At 62.6% G+C, this 24,516-nt stretch carries 22 protein-coding genes; 19 read left to right on the forward strand and 3 right to left on the reverse strand.

What is annotated here, in order from left to right; all coding sequences use genetic code 11:
- The first annotated feature begins 94 nt into the window (after positions 1-94).
- The 7 genes from ACZ881_RS04605 to ACZ881_RS04635 all read left to right on the forward strand — a co-directional run bounded on the left by ACZ881_RS04605 (position 95) and on the right by ACZ881_RS04635 (position 6,920).
- Complete coding sequence (locus ACZ881_RS04605) at positions 95-862, forward strand: sugar phosphate isomerase/epimerase family protein (RefSeq protein ID WP_476112867.1); 768 nt, start codon at positions 95-97, stop codon at positions 860-862.
- On the forward strand, positions 859-1,980 hold the full coding sequence (locus tag ACZ881_RS04610; RefSeq protein WP_476112869.1) for a Gfo/Idh/MocA family protein: 1,122 nt from the start codon (positions 859-861) through the stop codon (positions 1,978-1,980). Before ACZ881_RS04605 ends, ACZ881_RS04610 begins: the two co-directional genes overlap by 4 nt.
- 18 nt (positions 1,981-1,998) lie before the next feature.
- Positions 1,999-3,162 (forward strand): Gfo/Idh/MocA family protein, encoded by a 1,164-nt coding sequence (locus ACZ881_RS04615; RefSeq protein ID WP_476112871.1) that lies wholly within the window; start codon positions 1,999-2,001, stop codon positions 3,160-3,162.
- A gap of 1 nt (position 3,163) precedes the next feature.
- Entirely contained in the window at positions 3,164-4,165 is a 1,002-nt protein-coding gene (locus ACZ881_RS04620) for a sugar phosphate isomerase/epimerase family protein (protein WP_476112873.1), read from the forward strand.
- Between the two features lie 4 nt (positions 4,166-4,169).
- On the forward strand, positions 4,170-5,198 hold the full coding sequence (locus ACZ881_RS04625; protein WP_476112875.1) for a Gfo/Idh/MocA family protein: 1,029 nt from the start codon (positions 4,170-4,172) through the stop codon (positions 5,196-5,198).
- A complete protein-coding gene (locus ACZ881_RS04630) occupies positions 5,195-5,665 on the forward strand; it encodes a heme-degrading domain-containing protein (protein WP_476112877.1) in 471 nt (156 codons plus the stop codon). The genes ACZ881_RS04625 and ACZ881_RS04630 overlap by 4 nt, the downstream gene beginning before the upstream one ends.
- 223 nt (positions 5,666-5,888) lie before the next feature.
- A complete protein-coding gene (locus ACZ881_RS04635; protein ID WP_476112879.1) occupies positions 5,889-6,920 on the forward strand; it encodes an LLM class flavin-dependent oxidoreductase in 1,032 nt (343 codons plus the stop codon).
- 19 nt (positions 6,921-6,939) lie between these two features.
- Here the strand turns inward: ACZ881_RS04635 and ACZ881_RS04640 are convergent, their stop codons facing one another.
- Together ACZ881_RS04640 and ACZ881_RS04645 are read right to left on the reverse strand one after the other, a co-directional pair.
- Positions 6,940-7,608, reverse strand: a complete 669-nt coding sequence (locus tag ACZ881_RS04640) for a response regulator (protein WP_476112881.1) — start codon at positions 7,606-7,608, stop codon at positions 6,940-6,942.
- On the reverse strand, positions 7,605-9,218 hold the full coding sequence (locus ACZ881_RS04645; protein WP_476112883.1) for a sensor histidine kinase: 1,614 nt from the start codon (positions 9,216-9,218) through the stop codon (positions 7,605-7,607). The genes ACZ881_RS04640 and ACZ881_RS04645 overlap by 4 nt, the downstream gene beginning before the upstream one ends.
- Before the next feature lie 301 nt (positions 9,219-9,519).
- Between ACZ881_RS04645 and ACZ881_RS04650 the strand changes: the two genes are divergently transcribed.
- The 12 genes from ACZ881_RS04650 to ACZ881_RS04705 all read left to right on the forward strand — a co-directional run bounded on the left by ACZ881_RS04650 (position 9,520) and on the right by ACZ881_RS04705 (position 22,364).
- The gene (locus ACZ881_RS04650; protein WP_091465255.1) at positions 9,520-10,524 is read left to right on the forward strand and encodes a Bug family tripartite tricarboxylate transporter substrate binding protein; all 1,005 of its coding nucleotides are present in this window, start codon (positions 9,520-9,522) and stop codon (positions 10,522-10,524) included.
- Complete coding sequence (locus ACZ881_RS04655) at positions 10,521-11,024, forward strand: tripartite tricarboxylate transporter TctB family protein (RefSeq protein WP_091465253.1); 504 nt, start codon at positions 10,521-10,523, stop codon at positions 11,022-11,024. Before ACZ881_RS04650 ends, ACZ881_RS04655 begins: the two co-directional genes overlap by 4 nt.
- Complete coding sequence (locus ACZ881_RS04660) at positions 11,024-12,631, forward strand: tripartite tricarboxylate transporter permease (protein ID WP_091465251.1); 1,608 nt, start codon at positions 11,024-11,026, stop codon at positions 12,629-12,631. The genes ACZ881_RS04655 and ACZ881_RS04660 overlap by 1 nt, the downstream gene beginning before the upstream one ends.
- Before the next feature lie 57 nt (positions 12,632-12,688).
- On the forward strand, positions 12,689-13,081 hold the full coding sequence (locus ACZ881_RS04665) for a universal stress protein (protein ID WP_091465250.1): 393 nt from the start codon (positions 12,689-12,691) through the stop codon (positions 13,079-13,081).
- A gap of 429 nt (positions 13,082-13,510) precedes the next feature.
- Complete coding sequence (locus tag ACZ881_RS04670) at positions 13,511-14,788, forward strand: ABC transporter substrate-binding protein (protein WP_091465248.1); 1,278 nt, start codon at positions 13,511-13,513, stop codon at positions 14,786-14,788.
- 72 nt (positions 14,789-14,860) lie between these two features.
- Positions 14,861-15,748: a carbohydrate ABC transporter permease gene (locus ACZ881_RS04675; protein WP_091465247.1), complete on the forward strand. Its 888-nt coding sequence runs from the start codon at positions 14,861-14,863 to the stop codon at positions 15,746-15,748.
- Positions 15,748-16,713 carry a carbohydrate ABC transporter permease gene (locus ACZ881_RS04680; protein WP_476112887.1) on the forward strand — a complete coding sequence of 322 codons (966 nt, stop codon included), beginning with the start codon at positions 15,748-15,750 and terminating at the stop codon, positions 16,711-16,713. Before ACZ881_RS04675 ends, ACZ881_RS04680 begins: the two co-directional genes overlap by 1 nt.
- A 28-nt stretch (positions 16,714-16,741) precedes the next feature.
- Positions 16,742-18,136 carry a NosD domain-containing protein gene (locus ACZ881_RS04685; RefSeq protein ID WP_476112889.1) on the forward strand — a complete coding sequence of 465 codons (1,395 nt, stop codon included), beginning with the start codon at positions 16,742-16,744 and terminating at the stop codon, positions 18,134-18,136.
- Between the two features lie 70 nt (positions 18,137-18,206).
- On the forward strand, positions 18,207-19,274 hold the full coding sequence (locus ACZ881_RS04690) for a LacI family DNA-binding transcriptional regulator (protein ID WP_178993298.1): 1,068 nt from the start codon (positions 18,207-18,209) through the stop codon (positions 19,272-19,274).
- A 69-nt stretch (positions 19,275-19,343) separates the two neighbouring features.
- On the forward strand, positions 19,344-20,291 hold the full coding sequence (locus ACZ881_RS04695) for a carbohydrate kinase family protein (RefSeq protein WP_476112892.1): 948 nt from the start codon (positions 19,344-19,346) through the stop codon (positions 20,289-20,291).
- Positions 20,284-21,828, forward strand: a complete 1,545-nt coding sequence (locus ACZ881_RS04700; protein WP_476112894.1) for a glycoside hydrolase family 32 protein — start codon at positions 20,284-20,286, stop codon at positions 21,826-21,828. Before ACZ881_RS04695 ends, ACZ881_RS04700 begins: the two co-directional genes overlap by 8 nt.
- Before the next feature lie 5 nt (positions 21,829-21,833).
- The gene (locus tag ACZ881_RS04705) at positions 21,834-22,364 is read left to right on the forward strand and encodes an N-acetyltransferase family protein (protein WP_476112896.1); all 531 of its coding nucleotides are present in this window, start codon (positions 21,834-21,836) and stop codon (positions 22,362-22,364) included.
- Positions 22,365-22,369: 5 nt separating this feature from the next.
- Here ACZ881_RS04705 and ACZ881_RS04710 read toward each other — a convergent pair whose 3' ends face one another.
- Positions 22,370-24,505, reverse strand: coding sequence for an amylo-alpha-1,6-glucosidase (locus ACZ881_RS04710; protein ID WP_476112898.1), 2,136 nt, complete (start codon positions 24,503-24,505; stop codon positions 22,370-22,372).
- Between the last annotated feature and the right edge of the window lie 11 nt (positions 24,506-24,516).

Genomic DNA, 24,516 nt, shown 5'->3' on the forward strand with positions numbered 1-24,516 from the left:
TTAATCTGAAAAATCCCGACTTTTGCTAGACGCTCGGCAAAAGTCCCTCTAGGCTGAAAAGAGTTCAGAAGGCCCCTCCCGGAAAAGGAATCCAATGTCTTATTCGATCCAGCTGTATACCTTGCGGGACGCTCTCCAGGAGGACCTGCCGGGCACCATAAGGAAGGTTGCAGAGATCGGCTTTACGCAGGTGGAGCCGTACAACTTCGTGGCCACGGCCAAGGAACTGGGTGCGGCGTTGAAGGAGAACGGCCTGACCGCTCCGTCCGGGCATGCCCCGTTGTTGTCCCAGGACCAGGACGAGATCTTCGCCGCAGCCAAGGAACTGGGCATCACCACGGTGATCGATCCCTTCCTTCCTGCGGAGCACTGGCAGACCGCCGAGGACATCCAGGCCACGGCCGCCAAGCTCAACGCAGCGGCGAAGAAGGGCGCCGAATACGGCATCCGTGTGGGGTACCACAACCACGCCTGGGAGCTGGAGTCCACCATCGAAGGCAAGACCGCACTGGAATACCTCGAGGGTCTGCTGGACCCGGAACTGGTCCTGGAAATAGACACCTACTGGGTTGCCGTCGGCGGCCAGGACCCCGTGGAACTTCTGGCCCGCCTCGGTGACAGGGTGAAACTCATCCACATCAAGGACGGACCAGGCAACACTGACACCAAGGCCCAGCAGCCCGCCGGCCAAGGCACCATCCCGGTCCTGGACGTCATCGCCGCAGCCAAGTCCTTGGAAGTTGGCGTGGTTGAATTCGACGACTACTCCGGTGACATCTTCGAAGGAATCACCCAGAGCCTGGCCTACCTGACCGCCGCAGCCAGCGCCAACGCAGCAAGCGCAGAAGGAGTGCAGGCATGAGCTTCGCCCCTTCCACCCGCAAAGGCCCCGTGGGCGTCGCCGTCATTGGCGCGGGAAACATCAGCAAGCAGTACTTGGACAACCTCACGGTCTTCCCGGATCTGAAAGTCCTGGTCATCGCGGACCTCTTCGTCGAAACCGCGGAAGCACGGGCCAAGGAATACGGGATCGCCGAATTCGGCACGCCCGAGCTGGCACTGAACCATCCCGACGTCGAACTCATCATCAACCTCACCATCCCGGCAGCGCACGTCAAAGTCGCCACCGCGGCAGTCAACGCCGGGAAGCACGTCTGGACCGAGAAGCCTTTCTCCCTGGACCGCGAATCCGGGCTCGGCCTGCTCAAGGCAGCCGACGCCGCCGGTATCCGCCTTGGCACGGCCCCGGACACTTTCCTCGGAGCGGGCCTGCAGACCGCCCGCCGGATCATCGAACGGGGCGACATCGGCACCCCGCTGACCGGAATGACCACCTTCCAAACCCCCGGCCCCGAATCCTGGCACCCCAACCCGGCGTTCCTGTTCCAGCACGGCGCCGGCCCGCTGTTCGACATGGGCCCGTACTACCTCACCGCCCTGATCCAAACTTTCGGCTCGGTCCGTAAGGTGGCCGCCGTCGGCTCCTCCGCCAAAGCAACCCGCATCATCGGTTCCGGACCCAAGGCGGGCGAGGAATTCGCCGTCGAGGTTCCCACCCACGTCTCCGCGATGGCACAGTTCGAAGGCGGCCAGTCCTCCCACAGCGTCTTCTCCTTCGAATCCCCCCGCCAACGCATGGGATTCGTGGAAATCACCGGCTCCGAAGCCACGCTGTCCCTCCCGGACCCGAACTACTTCGACGGCGACCTGAAGCTTTGGCGGCCCGGTGCCGACGAACCCGAAATCATCTCCGCCACGGGTCCGGCGAACGGCCGTGGCATGGGAGCCTTGGACATGGCCCGCGCCATCCGAACCGGCGCCCCGCACCGGGCCACCGGTGGACTCGCCTACCACGTCCTGGACACCATGGTCTCCATCACCGAATCCGTCGAGTCCGGCACCTTCGTGGACGTCACCAGCAACGCCCCCGTCTCCGCTGCCCTCCCCGAAGACTGGGCACCCGAAACAGCAACCCTTTAAGAACGGGCGACGAACATCATGACTATCCCTACCCCCTCCCCGCTGGGCGTTGCGGTCATCGGCTACGCCTTCATGGGCAAGGCACACTCAAACGCGTGGCGGAACGTAGCCAGCTTCTTCGACGTTCCGACCTTCGAGCAGAAAGTGCTCGTCGGCCGGGACGCCACCCAAGTGGCCGAAGCTGCTGCCAAGTACGGCTGGGCCGAGTCCGCCACTGACTGGCGTTCCGTCATCGAACGGGACGACATTCACATCGTGGACATCTGCGCACCGGGCTGGATGCACGCCGAAATCGCGACTGCCGCCCTGGAAGCGGGTAAGCACGTCCTGGTGGAGAAGCCGCTCGCCAACACTCTCGGCGAGGCTGAGTCCATGGTCGCCGCTGCCGCTTCAGCCCGGACCCGTGGCGTGCAGTCGATGATCGGCTTCAACTACCGCCGGGTCCCCGCCTTGGCACTGGCACGCGAACTCATCGCTGAAGGCCGCCTCGGCACCGTCCGGCACATCCGCGCGGCGTACTTGCAGGACTGGTTGACCGACGCCGAGTCCCCCATGACCTGGCGCCTCCGTAAGGAGACGGCCGGCTCGGGTGCACTGGGCGACATCGCCTCGCACGCCATCGACCAGATCCTGTACCTCCTGGACGATGCCGTCACCGAGGTCTCCGGCCGACTTCAGACTTTCGTCGATCAGCGCCCTGGCGCAGAAGGACTGGAGGATGTCACGGTCGACGACGCCGCCTGGGTTAACCTGACGCTCGCCTCCGGAGCAATCGCCTCAGTTGAAGCCTCCCGCGTGGCTACGGGCCAAAAGAACTCCCTGCGGCTCGAGATCTACGGTTCGCTCGGATCACTGACATTCGACCTGGAGAACCTCAACGAGCTCAACTTCATGGACAACACAGTGCCCGTCCGTGAACAGGGCTTCCGGAGGATCCTGGTCAACGAACCCGAGCACCCGTATGTGGAAGCGTGGTGGCCTCAGGGTCACATCATTGGCTGGGAGCACACTTTCACCCACCAGATCCGGGACTTCCTGACCGCAATCGCGGCCGGTGAGGCACCGTCGCCGTCGTTCGAAGAGGGCCTGAACGTCCAGCACATCCTGGCGGCCGTGGAAGAATCCGCGGCAGCCAAGGGTTCACTCATCCAGCTCAACGCATCCGCTACTGAAGGAGCCTGACATGCCCCGCCCGTACACCTTGTTCACCGGCCAGTGGGCCGACCTCCCGTTCGAGGAAGTCGCGCGCCTTGCCTCCGGTTGGGGCTATGACGGCTTGGAGATCGCCGTCTCCGGGGACCACCTGGACGCCTGGCGCTGGGACGAACCCGGCTACGTCGAATCCAAGCTCGCTGTCCTGGAGAAGTACAACCTGAAGGTCTGGGCCATCTCCAACCACCTCAAAGGCCAGGCCGTGTGCGACGACCCCATCGACTTCCGCCACGAAGCCATTGTGGGCTCGCGCGTCTGGGGTGATGGGGAGCCTGAAGGCGTACGCCAGCGCGCAGCCGAGGAAATGAAGCACACCGCCCGCCTCGCCAAAGCGCTCGGCGTGGATACCGTGGTCGGGTTCACCGGCTCCTCCATCTGGCAGTACGTGGCCATGTTTCCGCCTGTCCCGGAGAAGGTCATCGATGCCGGCTATCAGGACTTCGCTGACCGCTGGAATCCCATCCTGGATGTCTTCGATGAATGCGGGGTCCGCTTCGCCCACGAAGTCCACCCCTCCGAAATCGCCTACGACTACTGGACCACCGTCCGGACCCTCGAAGCGATCGGTCACCGGCCCGCTTTCGGCCTGAACTGGGATCCGTCCCACTTCATGTGGCAGGGCATCGACCCGGTCTCCTTCATCTGGGACTTCAAGGACCGGATCTACCACGTGGACTGCAAGGACACCAAGCTGCGCCCGACCGGTCGGAACACGGTCATGGGCTCGCACCTGCCCTGGGGTGACCCCCGCCGCGGCTGGGACTTTGTCTCCGCCGGACGCGGCGACGTTCCGTGGGAATCGTCCTTCCGGGCCCTCACCGCCATCGGCTACAACGGACCCATCAGCGTCGAGTGGGAAGACGCCGGCATGGACCGCCTCCACGGCGCCCCCGAAGCCCTCGCTGCGCTGAAGAAGTTCGACTTCCCGGCGTCGCAAACCTCCTTCGACGCCGCGTTCAGCAGCAAGGACTGAGCACATGACCCTCAGCAATGGCACCTCCGACGGAACGATCCGCTGGGGAATCCTCGGCACAGGATTTATCGCCGGACTCCAAACGCAGGACCTAAAGGAGAACGGCTTCGCAGTGCAGGCCGTCGGCTCGCGCTCCTTGGAATCGAGCAAGGCGTTCGCAGAACAGTACGGCGTTGCCACGGCGCATGGCAGCTACGAGGATTTGGTGGCCGACCCTTTGGTTGACGTGGTCTACATCGCCACGCCCCACCCCTTCCACCACGCCAACGCGCTGCTGGCGTTGAACGCGGGCAAGCACGTGCTGGTGGAGAAGTCGTTCACCATGAACGCCCGCGAGGCACAGGACATCGTTCACCTGGCAGAGTCCAAGGGGCTTGTGGCCTTGGAGGCCATGTGGACGCGGTTCCTGCCGCACATGATCCATCTCCGGGAGCTTATTGCCGCCGGTGCTATTGGCGAGGTCCGGAAGGTGGTGGCCACACATAACCAGAGCCTTCCCAAGGATCCCGCCCACCGGCTCAACGATCCCGCGCTCGGTGGCGGAGCGCTGCTCGACTTGGGCATTTACCCGATCTCCTTTGCTTTCGACATCCTGGGTACGCCTGCGTCGATCAAGGCCAGTGCCTCCATGTCGGCTACCGGGGTAGACCGCCAAACGGCGGCTATCTTCGAATACGCCAACGGTGCCCATGCGATTGTGGATTGCGAACTCGACGCCGCCAGCGCCAACCGTGCCATGGTCATCGGGGCCGAAGGGTGGATCGACATCGAACACACCTGGTACAACCCGGTTCCGTTCACGGTTCATGCCGTGGATGGCACTGTTGTGGAGCGCTACGACCAGCCCGTGAACAGCCGGGGCATGCAGTACCAAGCAGCAGAACTCGAACGCCTGATCCGCGCCGGCGAAACTGCGGGGATCATCCTGCCACCGGCCGAGACGGTGGCCATCATGGCGGCTATGGATGAGATTCGGAAGCAAATCGGCCTTCGCTACGAATCTGACGCTGTCCTGGAAGGAACCCAAGAATGAGTGATTCACCGCGCCTTGCCGAACTCCGTCAGCAGGAAGAAGAACTGGTCTTTTCAAGTTTCGACAACCACGATGCCTGGCGGCTCGGCTCGCTGATCGCCAACCACGCCATTGCATCGGAGTTCGGCGTGGCGATAGATATCCGGCGGCACAACATTGTCCTCTTCCGCTGCGTCCTGCCCGGTTCCACCGCCGACCAGGAAGAGTGGATCCGCCGCAAGTCGGCAGCCGTGCTGCGGTTCGAGCACAGCACGGCGTTGTTGGGCGAAAGGTTTGCCGACCGCAACCCCCTTGGCGGCGGGTGGCTGGCTCCGGAGGACTACACGCTCGACGGCGGATCGTTCCCCATCCGCGTGCGAGGCGCCGGCGTCATCGGCGCGATTACGGTGTCCGGGTTGAGCTCGGAAGAGGACCACCAATTGGTGGTGGATGGGATCCGGAACTACCTGAAGACTGTGGGGGCTTAGGGGCTGGGCAAGGGGAGGGTCTCAGGTGGTAGGCCGACGTCAGTTTCACCTCTTTTACCAGTTTCACCTACTTTCACCCGCGAGGTTCCAAGCAGTGGCCAAGGCATTAATTCCCAGCTCCCAGCTACCTCGCGCCCATCACAAAAGGTAACCTCCCGCCGTCGTCGTCGGTACCGGCACTTAGTCTGGGCAGTAGCCGCCCCGCCAAACGCGAAGGAATGCCATGCCCAGCCCTGAAAGTCCCCTCCGCAAGCTCGGATTCCTGATTATCGGGCTGTTCGATCCCGCTGATCCGGCTGCCGGCCACCGGTCGACATTGGAGATCATCGAGCTCGGCGAGCAGTTGGGATTCGACAGCGCCTGGTTACGCCACCGTCACCTGCAGTTCGGCATCTCCTCCCCTGTCGCGGTGATGGCCGCCGCCAGCCAGCGCACGTCCAGGATTGAGCTCGGCACCGCCGTGACCCCGTTGGGTTGGGAGAACCCCCTGCGGCTGGCGGAGGACCTGGCCACGGTGGATCTGCTCGCCGGGGGACGGATCAATCCGGGCCTGAGCGTGGGTGAACCGATGCACTACGACACCGTGAAGCACCATCTTTACGCCGATTCCTGGGATGTCGAAGACTTCAGCTACGACCGGGTAGACAGGTTCGCCCGCCTGGTTGCGGGCGAAAAAGTGAGGGACTTCTCCGGTAAGCAGGGCGTTGTGGAGGAGTTCTCCAACCGGGTGGAGCCGCACTCCCCCGGACTGCGCAGCCGTCTTTGGTACGGGGCGGGAAGCATGAAGTCTGCCGTGTGGGCGGGGGCAAACGGCTTCAACCTGCTCTCCAGCAGCGTCATTTTTCCCGACAAGGATCAGGATCCGGACTTCGCCAAGGTACAGCAATCGCAGATTCGGGCGTACCGCGACGCCGCCCACGCGTCCGGAAACACGGCCCGGGCTTCGCAAGGCTTAGTGGTCATCCCCACTGATTCCGCTTCCAGCGCCCAGCGCGAGAAGTACCAGCGGTACGTCGATGAACGGACTCCCCGCACGAGCGCTCCGCAGGGGCCGAAGGGCATGCTGTTCGCCCGGGATCTGATCGGCACCAGCGATGAAATTGCCCGGCAACTTTACGCCCATGCGGGTTTCCAGGAAGTGGACGAGGTGGCGTTCGCACTGCCCTTCAGCTTCGACCACGAGGACTACGTGCAGATCCTCACCGACATTGCGACAAAATTGGGCCCAGCCTTGGGGTGGAAACCGGTCGCATAGAGCGTAGCGCCGCCGAGGCTCACCGCCCCTTCAGCAGGTATCGCCGTTCAGGGCGTCCGACGCCGTACTTCAGTCTGACCTCCAGCGCCCCCTCGTCGTGGAGGTACTCAAGGTAACGCCTGGCGCTCACGCGGGAGGTACCCAACTGCTCGGCGAGCTCGGCGGCAGAGAGGTCACCCGGCGCTGTTTTTAGTGCTGATTCAACAAGTTCGAGCGTCTCCACGCTGCAGCCTTTAGGCAGGGTCCGCTCGGAAACGCCCAAGCCGAAGACGCGGTTCACGTCGGACTGCTCGGCCTCCACCTTGGAGGCGTCCAAGCCTTGGTAAGCACTGAGGTAGTGCTCCAGCCTCTCCTGCAGATCGGCTTGGGAGAAGGGTTTGATGAGGTAGTGCACAATCCCGCCGCGCAACGCCTTCCGGACGGTTTCCACCTCGCGGGCAGCACTGATCACCAGTACATCGAGGTCCGGTGCAACATCGCGCAGCTGGTGCATGAGTTCCAGTCCGTTGATGTCCGGGAGATGGATGTCCAGCAACACGAGGTCGGGCTGGAGCCTTTCCGTTTCCACCAGGGCCTGAGCACCCGTATGCGCCACGCCCACCACCCCGAAGCCCGGTGTCCTTTGGATAAACCCGGCGTGGACCTTGGCCACCATGAAGTCGTCGTCGACGATCAGTACCTTGATCACGGCTGCATTGTCCCCTTCGTGGAGTCGGGTTTGTCCGAGTTAGAGGTGTTTTTGTTGAAGCGTGCAGTGAACACTGCCCCCTCATCATTGGACACCGTCAGGTCACCTCCGGAGCGCCGGCAGATCACCCGTGATAACGCCAACCCAAAGCCCCGCGCATCGCCAGGTCCAGGCTCTTTCGTTGAGAAGCCTTGTCGGAAAATATCCTCTGCGGAGCCGGAAGGAACGCCGGGACCGTTGTCCCTGACTGTGACTGTGACGGCGTCACCCGAGTTAACCACCAGCACTTGGACCGACGCCCCGGGAAGTCCAGTGACGGCGTCGAACGCGTTATCCACCAGGTTCCCCACCACGGTGGTGAGGTCGCGCGACAGTTCCTCATTGACGCGCGGCAGGGCGGACTTCGGATCCAGCTTCAGCTCCACGCCGCGCTCCGTTGCCAGGCTGGCCTTGGCAATCAGCAGGGCTGCGAGCGCGGGGTCCTCGATGCGGCTGGTGACGTCGTCGTTGAGCCGCGTCCGGTCTACCGTGGCTCCGTTGACGAACTGCACCACGGAATCGTATTCGCCTATCTGGATCAGGCCGGAGATGACGTGGAGTTGATTGGCGAACTCGTGGGCTTGGGCCCGCAAAGTGTCGGTCACAGTCTTGGTGGCGCCGAGTTCACTCTCCAGGGAGGACAGCTCGGTCCGGTCCCTCAACGTGGTGACGGAACCGATGTCGCGTCCGTGGGAACGCAGGGCAACGCGGTTCATGACCACCAGCCGCTCCCCCACGAGGACCAATTGATCCGCGTCTGACTGTTCGCGGGTGAGGACTATTTTCAGCGCAGGGTCTACGTGGAGGGATCGCAACTTCTTACCCACGCAGTCCGGCGGCAGGCCAAGAAGCTGCCTGGCGCTTTCGTTGGCCACCGTGATGCGCTCGTGGGGATCCAGAGCGACCACGCCTTCCTTCAGGCCCTGCAGCATCGCTTCACGGTTCTCCACGAGACCGGTGATTTCCCGCGGTTCCATACCGAGGGTTTGCCGTTTGACGCGGCGGGACAACAGGAGGGATCCGGCGACGCCCAGGACGCTGGCGACACCGAGATAGGTGAGCAGGTTGGGAACGGCGTCGCCTAGTCGCTCAATGGTGGATGGGTAGTTCCTGCTGATGGACGCAACGCCTATGACGTTTCCGGAATCGTCCAGGACGGGGACGTGGGCGGACAGCACTGCTCCGCTGCTGCCTGGCAGGACACCTGTCCAGGCGCGCCCCTCCATCACTTGGCTCTCACCCAGCGGCAAGGGTTGGCCCAACAGGCTGGGATCCGATGACGCCACGACGGTGCCGTCAAGTTTGGCAAGTGCCACATGTGATGATCCCGAAACTGTGCGCACGGATTCGGCCACGGCCGGGAGGGCTGAACCCACGCGCGGTTCGGCCTCCGGCAGCAGCGCGCGGACAGTGGGGTTGCTGCCCAAGGCTTCAGCAGCCAGCAGTGCACGGCGCCCTTCATTCCGCTCGAAGGTGGCGGCGGATTGGGCCAGTGAAATGGCAACAACGGCAACAAGAACTGCCAGGACGATCAGCAACTGCAGCACAAGGTACTGCCCTGCCAGGGACATGCCTCTTCTTCGAGACAGTCGAGTGAGTCGAGTCACTGCCGGGTTCCTTTGATGGTGCCTGGGAGGGGAGGGGCTGACTACAGCTTCCCCCGTGGCGTATCGGAACTATACCCCAGTGGCACAGAAGACCCCAGCGGCCCGAAAGACCAGTTCAGACCGCAGAAACCCGTGAACGCAATGAACTTAAAGATCACTGCGAACACAAGAGTGATCCCTGTCACTTACGCGCCTAGCATCAAATCAACGGGGCACAACGCTGTTCGCCCTACACCGAATTTTCGATGATGAGAAGAGGAACACCATGCGCCAGATCCGCGCATTGCGAGTCGCCGCCGTCGCCGCCGGCATCGCCCTGATGGCCACCGGCTGCGGTGCCACAGGTAAGTCCACCGGTTCTGACAGCACCGGCGCAGCAGGACCCATCACCGGACTCCAGATCATGGTTCCAAACACTCCCGGAGGTGGCTATGACACCACCGCACGGGCAGCAGCCAAGGTACTGGACGACGAGAAGATCTCCACCAACACCGAGGTGTTCAACCTTGCCGGCGCCGGCGGAACGGTTGGCCTTGCCCGCATCGTCAACGAAAAGGGCAACGGCGACCTCACCATGCTCATGGGCCTGGGCGTTGTTGGAGCAAGCTACACCAACAAGTCCGAGTCGAAGCTGACGGAGACCACCCCGCTGGCAAAACTCATCGAGGAACCCGGCGCCATCATGGTCAGCAAGGACTCCCCGTACAAGACCATCGATGACCTGGTGACGGCGTGGAAGGCCAACCCGGCTTCCATCGCAGTTGGTGGCGGTTCTTCGCCCGGCGGCCCGGACCACCTCCTGCCCATGCAGTTGGCCGGCGCGGTGGGCATCGATGCCACCAAGGTCAACTTCGTCTCTTACGACGGCGGTGGCGACCTCCTCCCCGCCATCCTTGGCAACAAGCTCGGCTTCGCCGCTTCCGGCGCCGGCGAGTACCTGCAGCAGATCAAGTCCGGCGAGATCCGGGTCCTGGCCACCAGTGGCGAGAACCGCTTGGAAGGTGTGGACGCTCCCACGCTGAAGGAATCCAACATCGACCTGGTCTTCACCAACTGGCGCGGCGTTGTGGCCCCTCCGGGCATCAGCGAGGACGACAAGAAATCCCTGATCGCAGCCCTTGAGAAGATGCACGCCTCCGCCGGCTGGAAGGAAGCACTCAAGACCCACAGCTGGACCGACGCTTTCGTTACCGGCGACGAATTCCAGACGTTCCTGACAGACCAGGACAAGCGGGTGGCGGACGTCCTGACCAAGCTCGGGTTGGCGTGAGCTCCTTAGCCACAGGCCTGAAAGGCCGCGCCGAGCTGGGGGTAGCCCTCCTGCTCGGCGTGGTCGGCGTCCTGGTCTTTCTGGACGCGAACGGCTTGGTCACCCCTTACTCGCAGTCGGACCCGGTGGGTCCGAAGACCGTCCCGTTCATTGTTTCCGGTCTGCTGATTATCTGCGCCGTTCTGCTTGCCATCAATGTCCTCCGCGGCGGCAAGGGTGAGGCCGAGGGCGGCGAAGACGTTGACCTGGCACACCCTGCCGATTGGAAGACCGTCCTTCCGCTGGCCGGAGCGTTCATCCTGAATATCCTGCTCATCGACTGGGCAGGCTGGGTCATTTCCGGAACGGTCCTCTTCTGGGGCAGCGTGCTGGCACTCGGCAGCCGACGCTACATCCGTGACGGCCTTATTTCCGTCGCCTTGTCCTTGCTCACCTTCTACGGCTTCTACCTCGGCCTGGGCATCGCGTTGCCGGCCGGGCTCCTGGAAGGAATCCTCTAATGGACGTCTGGTCCTCCCTGATGGACGGTTTCGCGACCGCCCTGACCCCCATGAACCTCTTGTTCGCCGTGATCGGCGTACTCTTGGGCACCGCCGTCGGTGTCCTTCCCGGGCTGGGCCCGGCCATGACTGTGGCGTTGCTGCTTCCGGTCACCGCCGCCCTGGAGCCCACCAGCGCCTTCATCATGTTCGCCGGCATCTACTACGGCGGCATGTTCGGCGGTTCCACCACTTCCATCCTCCTCAACACACCCGGTGAATCGTCGTCGGTGGTGACTGCCATCGAAGGCAACAAGATGGCCAAAGCCGGCAGGGCCGCACAGGCGCTTGCCACAGCGGCCATCGGCTCGTTCATCGCCGGAACCATTGGCACCGCGCTACTGGCGGTCTTCGCACCCATCGTGGTGCAGTTCGCCGTCAGCCTGGGTGCTCCCAGCTACTTTGCCATCATGGTCCTCGCACTGCTGGCGGTGACCGCCGTCCTTGGCTCGTCCAGGCTCCGCGGCTTTGCGTCACTTGCCCTTGGTTTGGCCATCGGACTGGTGGGCATCGACTCCGTGACCGGCCAACGCCGCCTGACCTTTGGTCAGCCGCTGTTGGTGGATGGTTTGGACATTGTGGTGGTCGCCGTCGCGATCTTCGCCGTGGGTGAAGCCCTCTGGGTTGCGGCCCACCTGCGTCGCACGCCGCTCCATGTCATCCCCGTGGGTCGTCCCTGGATGGGCAAGAAGGACTGGGGACGTTCCTGGAAGCCCTGGCTTCGCGGCACCGCCTTTGGCTTCCCGTTCGGTGCCCTGCCCGCCGGTGGCGCCGAGATCCCCACGTTCCTCTCCTACGTCACTGAGAAACGGCTCACCAAGCACCCGGAAGAGTTCGGCAAGGGCGCTATTGAAGGCGTCGCCGGACCAGAGGCGGCCAACAATGCTGCCGCCGCCGGGACCATGACACCGCTGCTCGCACTCGGCCTCCCCACCAACGCAACAGCCGCCGTCATGCTTGCAGCCTTTACGTCCTACGGCATTCAGCCAGGCCCGCAGCTGTTCTCCAGCGAAGGACCGCTGGTGTGGGCACTCATTGCGAGCCTCTTCATCGGCAACTTCCTGCTCCTGCTCATCAACCTGCCCCTGGCACCGGTCTGGGCAAAGCTGCTGCAACTCCCCCGCCCCTACCTCTACGCGGGCATCCTGTTCTTCGCCACCCTGGGTGCCTACTCGGTCAACCTGCAGGCTTTCGATCTTGTGATCCTGTTGGTGCTCGGTGCCCTCGGATTCATGATGCGGCGTTTTGGACTTCCGGTCCTGCCGCTGATCCTCGGCGTCATCCTGGGCCCGCGCATTGAGGGCCAGCTCCGCAAGACGCTGCAGCTGAGCGCAGGCGATCCCGCCGGCCTGTTCAGTGAGCCCATCGCGATTGTGGTTTACATCATCGTGGCGCTCATCCTGGCCTGGCCGCTGATCTTCAAGCTCATCCGCCGCAACCGTCCCGTTGCAGCCACAGTGGTCCCGGGTAACTCCGGCGCCACAGTCCCGAGGGAAGCCGGCGGCGTCAGCCACGGCAGCCACCGCGCCGACGGAACCGCAGACGGCGACGGCGGAAGTGACGGCTAGCCTGGCGCCTGGCACTGCCAGCCCCCTCCCCAACAACCAAGCCAACAAGGAGAAACCATGACCATCGTGGTGGGATACGTCCCCACACCAGAAGGCGAAGCGGCGTTGACGCAGGCCATCGCCGAGGCCAAGAAGAGCAATGCCACCCTGCTGGTCATCAATTCCTCCAAGGGCGACGCCTTGGTGGACAACCGGTACGCCCAGGAGCCGGACATCCAGAGCATCGAGGACCGGCTCGCTGATCAGGGCATCCAGCACATCATCAAGCAACCGGTCCGCGGCCATGACGCGGCTGCCGAAGTCCTGGACGCAGCCGACGAGAACGATGCCGATCTGATTGTCATCGGCCTTCGCCGCCGCAGCCCGGTAGGCAAGCTCATCATGGGCAGCGTCTCCCAACGGATCCTGCTGGAGGCAGACTGCCCGGTCCTGGCGGTCAAAGCGGACTAACTTCAGAAATCACGACGGCGGCTGGTCACCTAGGTGACCGGCCGCCGTCGTGCGTTGGGCCTCCCTCGGAAAGAGCCAAGATGGCGTTGGCACCCGGATGCTGTGCCAAGGCTCGAAAAACCGCACCCTTTGCCGCCAAATGCACCCGCGAGGACTGGAGCGTGTGGCGGGAAAGGGCGCGACACGAAGCCGAACACCGCCAAAGTTGCCAAAACGGTTTATCGCGAGCTGGAAGAAAGACTAAGCGGTGTTGAAGAAGGGTGTCAACGACAAAATCCTGGCGGGTTTTTTGGCAACGACAGCCGGTCAAAGTGACCCTTGACACTCCTAAAGAGACAGCTCTACAGTGTTGCCAAGTCGTTTTGGCAAAACGATTCTTCACCCCAAACAGTCTTGCCATCCCGTTCGAGAGAAAGTGAGTCGACAGCGATGTCCACTCGAAACACCATCTCCAGGCTCGTCACCCTTGGCGGCATATGCACCGCCGTCGCACTCGCGGCTACCGGATGCGGCGCAGGGGGCCCGGCACCAACGTCGGGTAGCGCCGCAGGCACCATCAACGTCCTTGTGGAAGCCGGCGGTCACGCCGAACTCACCGGCGTTGCCGAACAGTGCAAGAAGGACACCGGAATCGACGTCAACTTTGTGGAACTGCCTTACGACGGCATGTTCAACCGGCTCTCCAGTGAATTTTCTTCCGGCAACGTTTCCTTCGACGTCGCCGCCCTCGACTCCGTGTGGCTCCCGAGCTTCAAGGACGCGGTTCAGCCCATCGACGAAATCTTCACCGATGAGGCCAAGAAAGACATTTTCCCCGCACTGGTCAAGGAAGCAAACGTGGACGGCCACTTCATCGGCCTGCCGGCATGGACCAATGCCGAGATCATTCTCTACCGCAAAGACCTCTTTGAAGACGCCAAAAACAAGGCCGATTTCCAGGCAAAGTACGGCTACGAACTCGCCGCACCCACCACGTGGAAGCAGTACCAGGACATCTCGGAGTTCTTCACCAAGGACGGAATGTACGGCACGGATGTGAAGGGCGCCGTGGAAACTGAATGGCTTGCCCACGTCCTGCAGGCCGGCTCCCCCATGGTCCTCGACGGCGACAACGTAGTAATCGATAACGCAGCCCATAAAGAAGCACTCGACTTCTACGTAAGCCTGACAAAGTCGGCGCCTCCGGGCGCTGCACAGGTTGACTGGGCCGCAGCGCAGAACTTGTTCAACCAGGGCAAGACCGCCATGACCCGCTTCTGGGCGCACGCTTACCGTCAGATCCCCAAGGATTCACCGGTGGCAGGCAAAGTGGGAGCCGCAGCAATGATTGGCGGCAGCGCCGGCGTCGCAGGTGTTCCGGGACCTTGGTACCTGTCTGTCCCGAAGGCCACCAAGAACGCAGACTCCGCAAAGAAGTTCATCAAGTGCGCCTACGACCATAACGGTCTGGGCATTGAATCCAGCCTTGGCCTGGCCTCCCGCATCTCCGCGTTCGAGAAGTACCAGGACCAGCCCGGATACGAGAGCTTCAAACCACTGATCGAAACCCTCAACGGCAAAGCTACAGCTACCCGCCCGGCAACGGCCAAGTGGCAGCAGATCGTTGACACCGTGCTGGTCCCGCTCCTGCAGAAGGCAGTGGCCGGCGGCGACTCCGCAACCCTCCTGGCCGAAGCCAAGAAGCAGATCCAGGACCTCCTCAAGTAAAGACTCCGCGGCCGGCACCCGGAACCATAAACCCCGTGTCGGCCGCGGCCCCAACCAGCAGAAGAGAAAATCGTGCGCATCTCCGATCGCCGCTTCGCCCTATACCTGATGACCCCGGCGGCGTTGTTCCTGGCCGTCTTCGTGGCCTACCCCCTGTTCCGCCTCATCGCTGACAGCTTCTTCAAGATCTCGCCCATCGCCGGTGGCCCGCGTGACTTCGTGGGATTCCAGAACTACGTCACCGCATTCGCCTCCGAAGCCTTCATGGGGGCAGGGTGGCGAACCCTCGCCTACACCTTGGTGGTAGTCACCCTCGAGTTCGCCCTCGGCCTGGGAATGGCGCTCCTGTTCACCACGCTCGGGCGCAGCTCGCAGGTTTGGCGGACCGTCTTCCTGTATCCGCTGATGATCGCCCCGATTGTTGCCGGCTTGCTGTGGAAGTTCCTGATGATCGACAACTTCGGCCTCATCGGAACCCTCTTGCACCAGGCGGGTATCCTCTCCAACCCCAACCAGATCGGGTGGTTGTCAGATCCAAACATTGTGCTGTTCTCGGTGGCAATCCCGGACATCTGGCTCACCACTTCCTTCATGTGCCTCGTGCTGTTCGCCGGCCTCCAGAACATCCCCGGTGACCTCATTGAAGCTGCGCGCTTGGATGGCGCCAGGGCACCTGCCCTCCTGTTCCAGATCATCCTCCCGCTCCTCCGCCCGGTGATCGCAGTAGCGCTGGTTGTCCGGGGAATCGACGCCGCCCGCGCCTTCGACACCATCCTGATTCAAACCAACGGCGGCCCCCAGTCCGCCTCCGAAACCATGAGCCTGCTGATCTACCGCACCATGATCCGCTTCGGCGATCCCGGCCTGGCCAGCGCCATGGGCACTATCTACCTGCTGGCGATGCTCGCCGTCGCATTCTTCGCGGTGGCCACCATCTGGCGGCCAGGAAAGGACAACTGATGAGCTCCCGGACCGCGATTTCACGGAACCGAGCCGCAACTGAGGGCGACGTGACCAGCCAAGCCGCACAGCCGACGTCGAAAGTCACCGCATCCCAGAGCCTGCGCAAGCGTCGCGGCGTCAACCGCGAAGGGCTGGAAGCCGGACGCCGAAGCACACGGACCATCCTGTGGATCCTGTTGGCAGTGGCCATGGTGCTGTACGGCTTCCCGTTCCTGTACCTGCTGTTTACCTCGTTCAAGACGCCGATCGACACCATCGCCGTTCCGCCCACCATTCTTCCCAGGGAATGGACGTTGGAGAACTACGCCAACGCGCTGGGCCGGAGCGGAGTGCTGGCTTCGTTCATCAACAGCGTGCAGACAGCCATTATCAGCACGCTGCTGTCACTGGTCCTGGCTATCCCTGCTGCCTACGGCATCACGCGCTACAAGACTCCCAGCGGCCGCGTGTTCATCATGGCTGCACTGGTGACGCGCATGGTCCCTCCGGTGGCCATCGGCATCCCGCTGGCATCAATGATGTCCTCCGCAGGGCTCGCGGACACGCCCATCGCTTTGTCCATCGCCCACACCACCATCTCGTTGCCACTGTCCATCTGGCTCATGTCCAGCTTCTTCGAGGCCGTGCCCCGGGACTTGGAGGAAGCGGCAACGGTTGATGGCTGCAGCAGGCTTGGAGCGCTCTGGCGGGTGGTCATCCCTGTGGTCTCCGGAGGCATCGCAGTCACCGCGATCTTCGCCTTCCTGGCCTCGTGGAACGAATTCCTGTTCGCTCTCCTCATGACCGCCATCCGCTCACAAACAACCCCTGTGGTTATCGCGAACTTCCAGACCCAGTTCGGACTGGACTGGGGATCCATGACCGCACTCGCAGCGGTCTACTCGATTCCCGTCATCCTCCTGACCCTCCTCCTGCAGCGCAAAATCGTTGCAGGCATGACGCTCGGCGCTGTTAAGGGCTAAGGAAATCTTCAATCTAAGAGAGGACCCCATGTCCAACAGCAACCACTACGACGTCACCACGTGGCCAATCGGTAACGCGTCCGAGGACGTTGGTGAAGTCATCAACAGCATCATCGCGGACATCAAGGCCCGCCAGACGGTCACGGATGAGAACGACGGCGGCAAGCCGGGAGCGGTGATTTACCTTCCGCCCGGGGACTATCACCTCCGCACGCAGGTGGTCATCGATGTCAGCTTCCTCAAGATCCAAGGCTCGGGCCACGGCTTTACGTCCTCGAGCATCCGGTTCAACGTTCCCGAGGAAGAATGGCCGGACCTCCATGAGTTGTGGCCAGGCGGAAGCCGCGTCATCGTCGACATTCCGCTCAGCGACGACTCGCCCGGCAAGGACGAATCCAAGGGCGCCGCCTTCTACATTGAGCGGAGCGGGAGCCCCCGAATCAGCTCAGTGGAATTCTCCAACTTCTGCATCGATGGGTTGCACTTCACCCCGGATGGTTCAGGGCTGCCTGCAGAGAACAGCTACGTCAACGGCAAGACCGGCATCTATGTGGCAAGTGCCAATGACTCCTTCCGGGTAAACGCAATGGGATTCGTCTACCTCGAGAATGCGCTCACCATCTATAAGGCGGACGCCCTTTCCCTTCACGACAACTTCATTGCCGAATGCGGAAGCTGCATCGAACTCCGTGGCTGGGGCCAGGCGTCCAAGATCACCGACAATTTGATGGGGGCCGGATTCAAGGGTCACTCGATTTACGCCCAGAACCATGGTGGGCTCCTGATCACTGCGAACAACATCTTCCCCCGCGGTGCCAGCAGCATCCGTTTCGACGGCGTCACCCGTTCAAGTGTGTCCAACAACCGCCTGCACTCGTTCTATCCCGGGATGGTGGTTCTCGCAGAGAACAGCTCCGAGAACCTCGTGGCCTCCAACCACTTCCTGAGGGACCACGAACCCTGGACTCCCTTCCTGGGAGTCGACAACGGGCGGACTGACCTCTACGGGCTGCTGAGCATCAGTGGCAACAACAACTCGGTGATCGGCAACCACTTCTCTGAAATAGTGGACGCAGAGAGCATTCGACCATCGGGGGCCACACCCGTGATCATCCATTTGGCAGAGGGCGCAGGCAACTTCGTCTCCAACAATCACGTGGTGGCCATGGACGTTCGCGCCGCGTCCAGCGACTCTTGCTTCTCGGCCCAAGTGGATGCGCTGTTGACCACCGGGGCTTCGGAGGGCCTTGCAGTGACGGCGGTCCTGGTTGATGCAGCCTCCGCCCGGAATACCATCCTTGATTCCGGAAATAACGCCCAGGTGATCGCAGACAGGAGCGTCAACGCTGTGAGGGCCACGCCGACCATTGGTTTCGCGGCAGAGACCGCCCAAACGAGCCAGGCAGCGGGTATTCATCGATAGCCTACTGGGATGAGTAAGCCGAACGTAGGATCAGCAACAAACATCAACACCATGAGGACGTGGGAAAGCAATGACCAAAAGATCTGTAGGTATCAAAGACGTGGCCGCCGCGGCCGGTGTCTCTGTCACCACCGTCTCCCATGTCCTCAATGACGTTGCTTACGCCCGCGTAGGTACCGAAACCAGGGAACGCGTCCATGAAGCTGCCCAGCGTCTGGGTTACGGACCCAATCGCCTGGCCCAGGCCCTGCGCACCCAACGTTCGGGCATGATCGGTTTCATCAGCGAAGAGATTGCCACCACTCCGCACGCAGGCAGGATCATCCTCGGGGCCGAGGAAACGGCACGGGCCCGTGGGTACAACATCATGATCATCAACTCCACCAGCACCGGCTCCCAGGATTCACGCGAAAGCGACGTCGCTGACCTGCTGGATCGGCAGGTGGATGGCATCCTGTACGCCACCATGTATCACCGGAAACTGTCCGTTCCCAAGAATCTGGCCGGAGTTCCGGCGGTCCTGGTGGACTCCCAGGACATCAACCACTCCGTCTCCTCAGTCATCCCCGATGAGGCCGGCGGCGCACGGCTCGCGGTGCAAACCTTGATCGACGCCGGTCACACGCGGATCGGCATGATCAACAACACCGACGACGTCCCGGCAACCCATTCCCGGCTGAAGGCGTTCAAGGACACGCTGGCCGATGCCGGGCTGGCGTTTCATGAAGAGCTGGTCCACTCGGAACTATCCGAGGTGCCGGGCGGCTATCAAGCGGCAATGCGGGTCCTGGAGTCCCCCAACCGGCCCACGGCCATCTTCTGCTACAACGACCGCATGGCCATGGGCGCCTACAGGGCGGCCGGCGAACTTGGGCTGCGAATACCCGGGGACCTCTCACTCGTGGGGTTCGATAACCAGCAGCTCATTGCCGAAAACCTCTACCCATCGCTGACCACTGTCGCCCTTCCGCACTATGAAATGGGGGCGTGGGCTACAAAGAACCTGATCGACGCCATTGAGGGAAAAACGGACCTGCAACTGTTCACTGCCCACCCCACCGTTCTTCCCTGCCCTTTGGTCCTGCGTCATTCCGTGGCCTCCCCCAGTCCGGGACAGGCGACAGTAGCGCAGAACTGACCGCAGGCACCAACACCTGACTTCATCTGCGTCCAGACTCGGACGCCCCAAACCCACAAAGGACCATAGATGCACAGCCGCCCTGACCCCTCCTGCCCTGAAACGGATGTCCTGGTAGTCGGTGAGGCCCTCATCGACATTATTGACACCGCAGCGGGAGCCGTCGAGTTCCCCGGTGGTTCAGGTCTCAACGTTGCGTTCGGACTCGGCAGGTTGGGTGTCAGCACCTCATTTCTTACCGCACTGGGCAAGGACGAGCGTGGCACGCGAATCCAAGAGCATCTGGCGGGCGCCGGAGCTTCCATGCTGCCGGGAGCCGGGCATCTCCCCAGGACTTCCACGGCCACGGCCCTCCTGGACAGCAACGGCTCGGCGAAATATGACTTCGACATCCGTTGGGAACTCCCGCAGCTGAATCTCCCAATCCGCCAAAAGGTGCTGCACACGGGTTCGCTGGCTACCTTTTTGGAGCCAGGAGCAAAGCAGGTCCGCGCGTTGCTGGAGTCGTTTTCCGGCTTGATAACCTACGACCCCAACATTCGCCCGACGCTTCTGCCGGACCATGCTGCGACTCTCCGGACCTTCGAAGAATCAGCAGCCTTGTCCACCGTAGTGAAACTCAGTTCAGAAGACGCGCAGTGGCTTTACCCCCAGTGGTCCCCCACCGCCGTCGGCCACCACCTTCTTGGCCTTGGGCCGGAAGCGGCGATCATCACTGATGGCGGTTCCGGGTCCTACTTGTGGTCCAAGACCGCCCACGTCCACGTGCCGGCGCGCTCCGTGACGGTCAAAGATACCGTCGGGGCCGGCGATTCCTACATGTCCGCCTTGATTGCAGGACTGATGGAGAACCCCCAGGGCGAATTCGACGCCGCCAAGCTCACCCGCTTGGGCACGGCTGCCTCCCTCGCTGCGGCCATCACCGTGGGACGGCACGGAGCCAACCCGCCCACACGAGCCGAACTGACCGAATCCCTGGAACTGGCGCACGCTTCCCGAAAGAACCCCAATGACTGATACAACGACTCATGCTGCCGGTCCCGCCGAACACACGGTCTTCATGAGCCGGCCCGTACTTCACTACACGGCCAACAGCACATGGCTGAACGATCCCAACGGACTCGTGTTCTACCAAGGCGTTTACCACCTCTTCTACCAGAACAACCCCTTCGACAACGTCTGGGGCAACATGTCCTGGGGCCATGCAACCTCGGAGGACCTGCTTCACTGGAACGAGCATCCCGTAGCCATCGCCTGTGATGATCGGGAGGACGTGTTTTCCGGAAGCATCGTGGTGGATGAGGGCAATACGACCGGCTTTGGCACCCCGGAAAACCCGGCTTTGGTTGCCATCTACACCAGCGCTTTCAAAAAAGGCTCGGGACTCGAAGGGACTCAGGCGCAGTCTCTTGCCTTCTCAACGGACGCTGGCATGACGTGGCAGAAGTACGCCGGCAACCCGGTCCTCAACAGAGGCTCGGCACATTTCCGCGACCCCAAAGTGTTCCGGTACGAGGATGCGTCGGCTTCATTCTGGGTGATGGTGGCGGTGGAGGCACAGCACCAGCAAGTTGTCCTGTACCGCTCGGCCGACCTTAAGAAATGGGAGTACCTGAGCACGTTCGGGCCAGCCAATGCCACGGGCGGCGAGTGGGAATGTCCTGATCTCTTCCCTCTTCCCGTCGACGGAAGCCCGGACCACGTCAAGTGGGTCCTGGTAGTCAACATCAACCCCGGTGCCGTGGCAGGAGGATCGGGCGGACAGTACTTCGTGGGACATTTCGACGGGGTTCAGTTCACCGCAGACAGCGATTCATTGGTTGAGGACGGAGATACCAACCTGAGGCAGTGCCTATGGCTCGATTGGGGGCGCGACTACTACGCAGCAGTCTCCTTCAGCAATGTTCCGGGCAACCGCCGCATCATGATTGGCTGGATGAATAACTGGGACTACGCCAATTCCCTGCCCACGTCCCCTTGGCGATCCAGCATGTCGCTGGCCCGCGAGGTTGAGCTGTCCACCATCGACGGCCTGCCCCGCCTGGTCCAGCGCCCCGTGCTGCCGGCCGAGCTCGGGCCAAGCATCTACACCATGGAGGACCAGGAGATGCACGATTCCACGGTTGAATTGCCGCAGGCAGATCCTGCTTCAGTCCTGCGGGTCGATTCTGTGCACGTGATTGACGCCGAGATCCTGCCCGGAACTGCCGGAACAACCACCCTGAGCCTTTTCGGCGCACCGGCCGGGGATGCCGCAACGCTTCTCAGCTTCGAGGCTGCCACGAGCCAACTCACCCTGGACCGCCGCAACTCCGGCAACACCGCTTTCCACGAAAAGTTCGCATCAGCAGAGTCTGCCCCCGTGACCCTTGAGGATGGCGTGCTCAGGCTCCGTGTGATCGTCGACCACGGCTCCATGGAGGTGTTCGCACAAGGTGGCAAGGTTGTCTTGACCGATCTGGTGTTCCCCGCATCCGAGAACGTGGGCACGCAGCTCAGTGTGGAGGGCGGGACAGCATTAGTACGGAAATTGACGGTCTCGGCCGTATCCTGACTCACATGGCCGAAACCATCCGCACCGCAACAACGCACGACGCCGGGAAGCTGGCTGAGCTTGCCGCCGTCACCTTCCCGCTGGCATGCCCGCCCGGCTCCTCGCCGGCGGACATCCAGGCACACCTTGAGAAAACGTTGAGTGAGGCCAACTTCGAGGATTACCTCGCCGACGCCAACATCACAGTTCTGGTGCTCGACGACGACGGACAGCTCAACGGATACACCATGCTGATTGCCAAGCCGGCCAGCGACCCGGACGTCGCCTCGGTGCTCTCAGCGCTCCCGTCCACGGAACTGAGCAAGTGCTACGTCCACCCCGACCACCACGGCAAGGGCGCCGCATCACAGCTCATCAAGGCCTCGTTGGCCGATGCTGCTAACAAGGGTGCGGCCGGGGTGTGGCTCGGCGTCAACAGCGAGAACGCGAAGGCCATCCGCTTCTACGAGAAGAGCGGTTTCCAGCGGGTGGGCACCAAGTCGTTCAAGCTCGGCGACACCGTGGAGCACGACTTCGTCATGGAGCACGAGCTCTAAGAGAGCTAGCCGAATAAATCCCCCGTCAGCGGCGGCCGGGGATCCGAACGCAGTTCCAACCCGACAGGAAGTCCGGTCACTGTGCCGGACGAACCAGAGGCTTGGATGGTGATTCGCGAGCGCCCCAGCAACACGTTGTCTGCCCTGAACTCCCCCAGGGAGTCGGGGAGGATCGGCGCCAGGTGCAGCACGTTCCGGGTGAAGTCCGGATCGAACCTGAGCAGGATGCGAGCCAGCTGAATCGGTGCCGCAGCCGCCCATGCTTGGGGGGAACACGCCGTCGGATACGGGACCGGCTGGGAAAAGTCCGCACGATCAAAGCCGCAGAACAGCTCCGGAAGCTGACCGCCGAAGTGCTCGGCGGCGTCGAACAGTCCGCTCGCAATTCGGCTGGCCTCCTTTACGAAGCCGTACCGCATGAGTCCTGTGGCGGCGAGTGCGGTGTCGTGGGGCCAGACGGAACCGTTGTGGTAGCTGACGGGGTTGTACGCCCCCATGTCCGAGGCCAGCGTACGGATGCCCCAGCCGGTGAACATCTCCGGCGACATCAGCCGCTCAGCCACCATCGGGGCCTTGTCTTCATCCACAATGCCCACCCAGAGGCAGTGCCCCATGTTCGACGCACACGAGTCCACAGCTTTCTTGTCTTTGTCCAATGCGAGCGCAAAATAGCCTTTGTCCGGGAGCCAGAACTTATCGTTGAAAGCCTCCTTCAGCGCTGCTGCCCGATCCGCGCAACGGCGTTCGACGGCGGTATCGCCCGCCGATCGCGCCAGCAGCGCGCGCCCCACGTAGGCCGCGTATGCGTAAGCCTGGACCTCTGCCAAGGCGATGGGGGTTTCTGCCATGGTGCCGTCAGCGAAGTTAATGCCGTCCCAGGAGTCCTTCCAGCCTTGGTTCACCAGTCCATGCTCGTTGGGCCTCTGGTATTCGATGAAGCCGTCACCGTCGCGGTCTCCGTAGTCCTCCATCCACGTGATGGCACGATCGGCGTTGGGCAGGAGGGATTCGATGATGTCCGCACTCAAACCCCATCTGCTCAGCTCGCTGAGCGTAGAGACGAACAGGGGTGTCGCGTCTGCGGTTCCGTAGTAGGCGGTCCCGCCCAGGGCGAGTCCAGCCGTGACCCCGAGCCGTACCTCGTGGGGCATGCGTCCAGGTTCCTCCTCGGAGTCGACGTCCACTTTGCTGCCTTGAAGTTCAGCGAGCGTCTGCAGCGTCCCTGCGGCCAGTCCCGGATCCACCATGAGCGACATGTAGGAGGCCAGCAGCGAGTCGCGGCCGAACAGTGCCATGAACCAGGGCGCGCCTGCGGCCACCGCTGTACGGCCGGGGTGTTGGGGGTCGAAGATGCGCAATGAGCCGAGATCGCGTTGGCTCCGTTCCAGGACTTCCTCCACATTTGCGTCTGCGACGGATATCCGCGGTACGTGTTCTTCCCACGCGACATGGCGCCGAACCCCCGGGGTGTGGTGGAGGGGCATGGTTTCGGTGAACGGTTCGCTGGGTCTTTTCCCATTGGTCAGCGGGACGGCGATTACGCTGGTTGTCCATTGGCTCCGTGCCGGGATGCTGACGTGGAAGATCAGCCCTTCCTCAGTGGGCTTGCCACCGGAAGCACGGAAGGCCACACCACGGCGTTCCCCGTTGGGGTGTCCGGACTCTATGTGCAGCTCTTTCTTGTGTACGGTCTTCACCGCGGTTCCGGCCTTGCCTGTCCGGCCACCTTTGACGTCGAAAAGGTCGGCCAGGTCTGCGTCGATCTGCAGGTCAATCCCGCACGTGGCAGTCTGTCCGGAATAGTTCCGGATGGTGATGTCATCCCTGAGCCCGGATCCCACATGCCGTTGATGCTGAACCACCAAAGGACTGTCGAACCTGCCGTCCGCAGACAACGCCCGGCCCACGAATTCCGCTTGGAAGGCCGTAGGATTGCGTGCCACCAAGGGCTCCCTGAAAGCCCCGTTGATCCGGAGTATCCAGCGCGACACGATGCGAGTGTCCTGGTAGTAGGCGCCTTGGGCCCCACCGCCGTGGATGTCACCGGTGTGACCGGAGATGCAGAAAGAGGAACCTTCGACGACGGTCACCGCGCCGAATTCCGAGGTTCCGGCTTCCGGGTCGGCGTTCCAAGCGGTCATGGCCAGCCGGC

The organism is Paenarthrobacter sp. TE3676, from assembly GCF_056279165.1.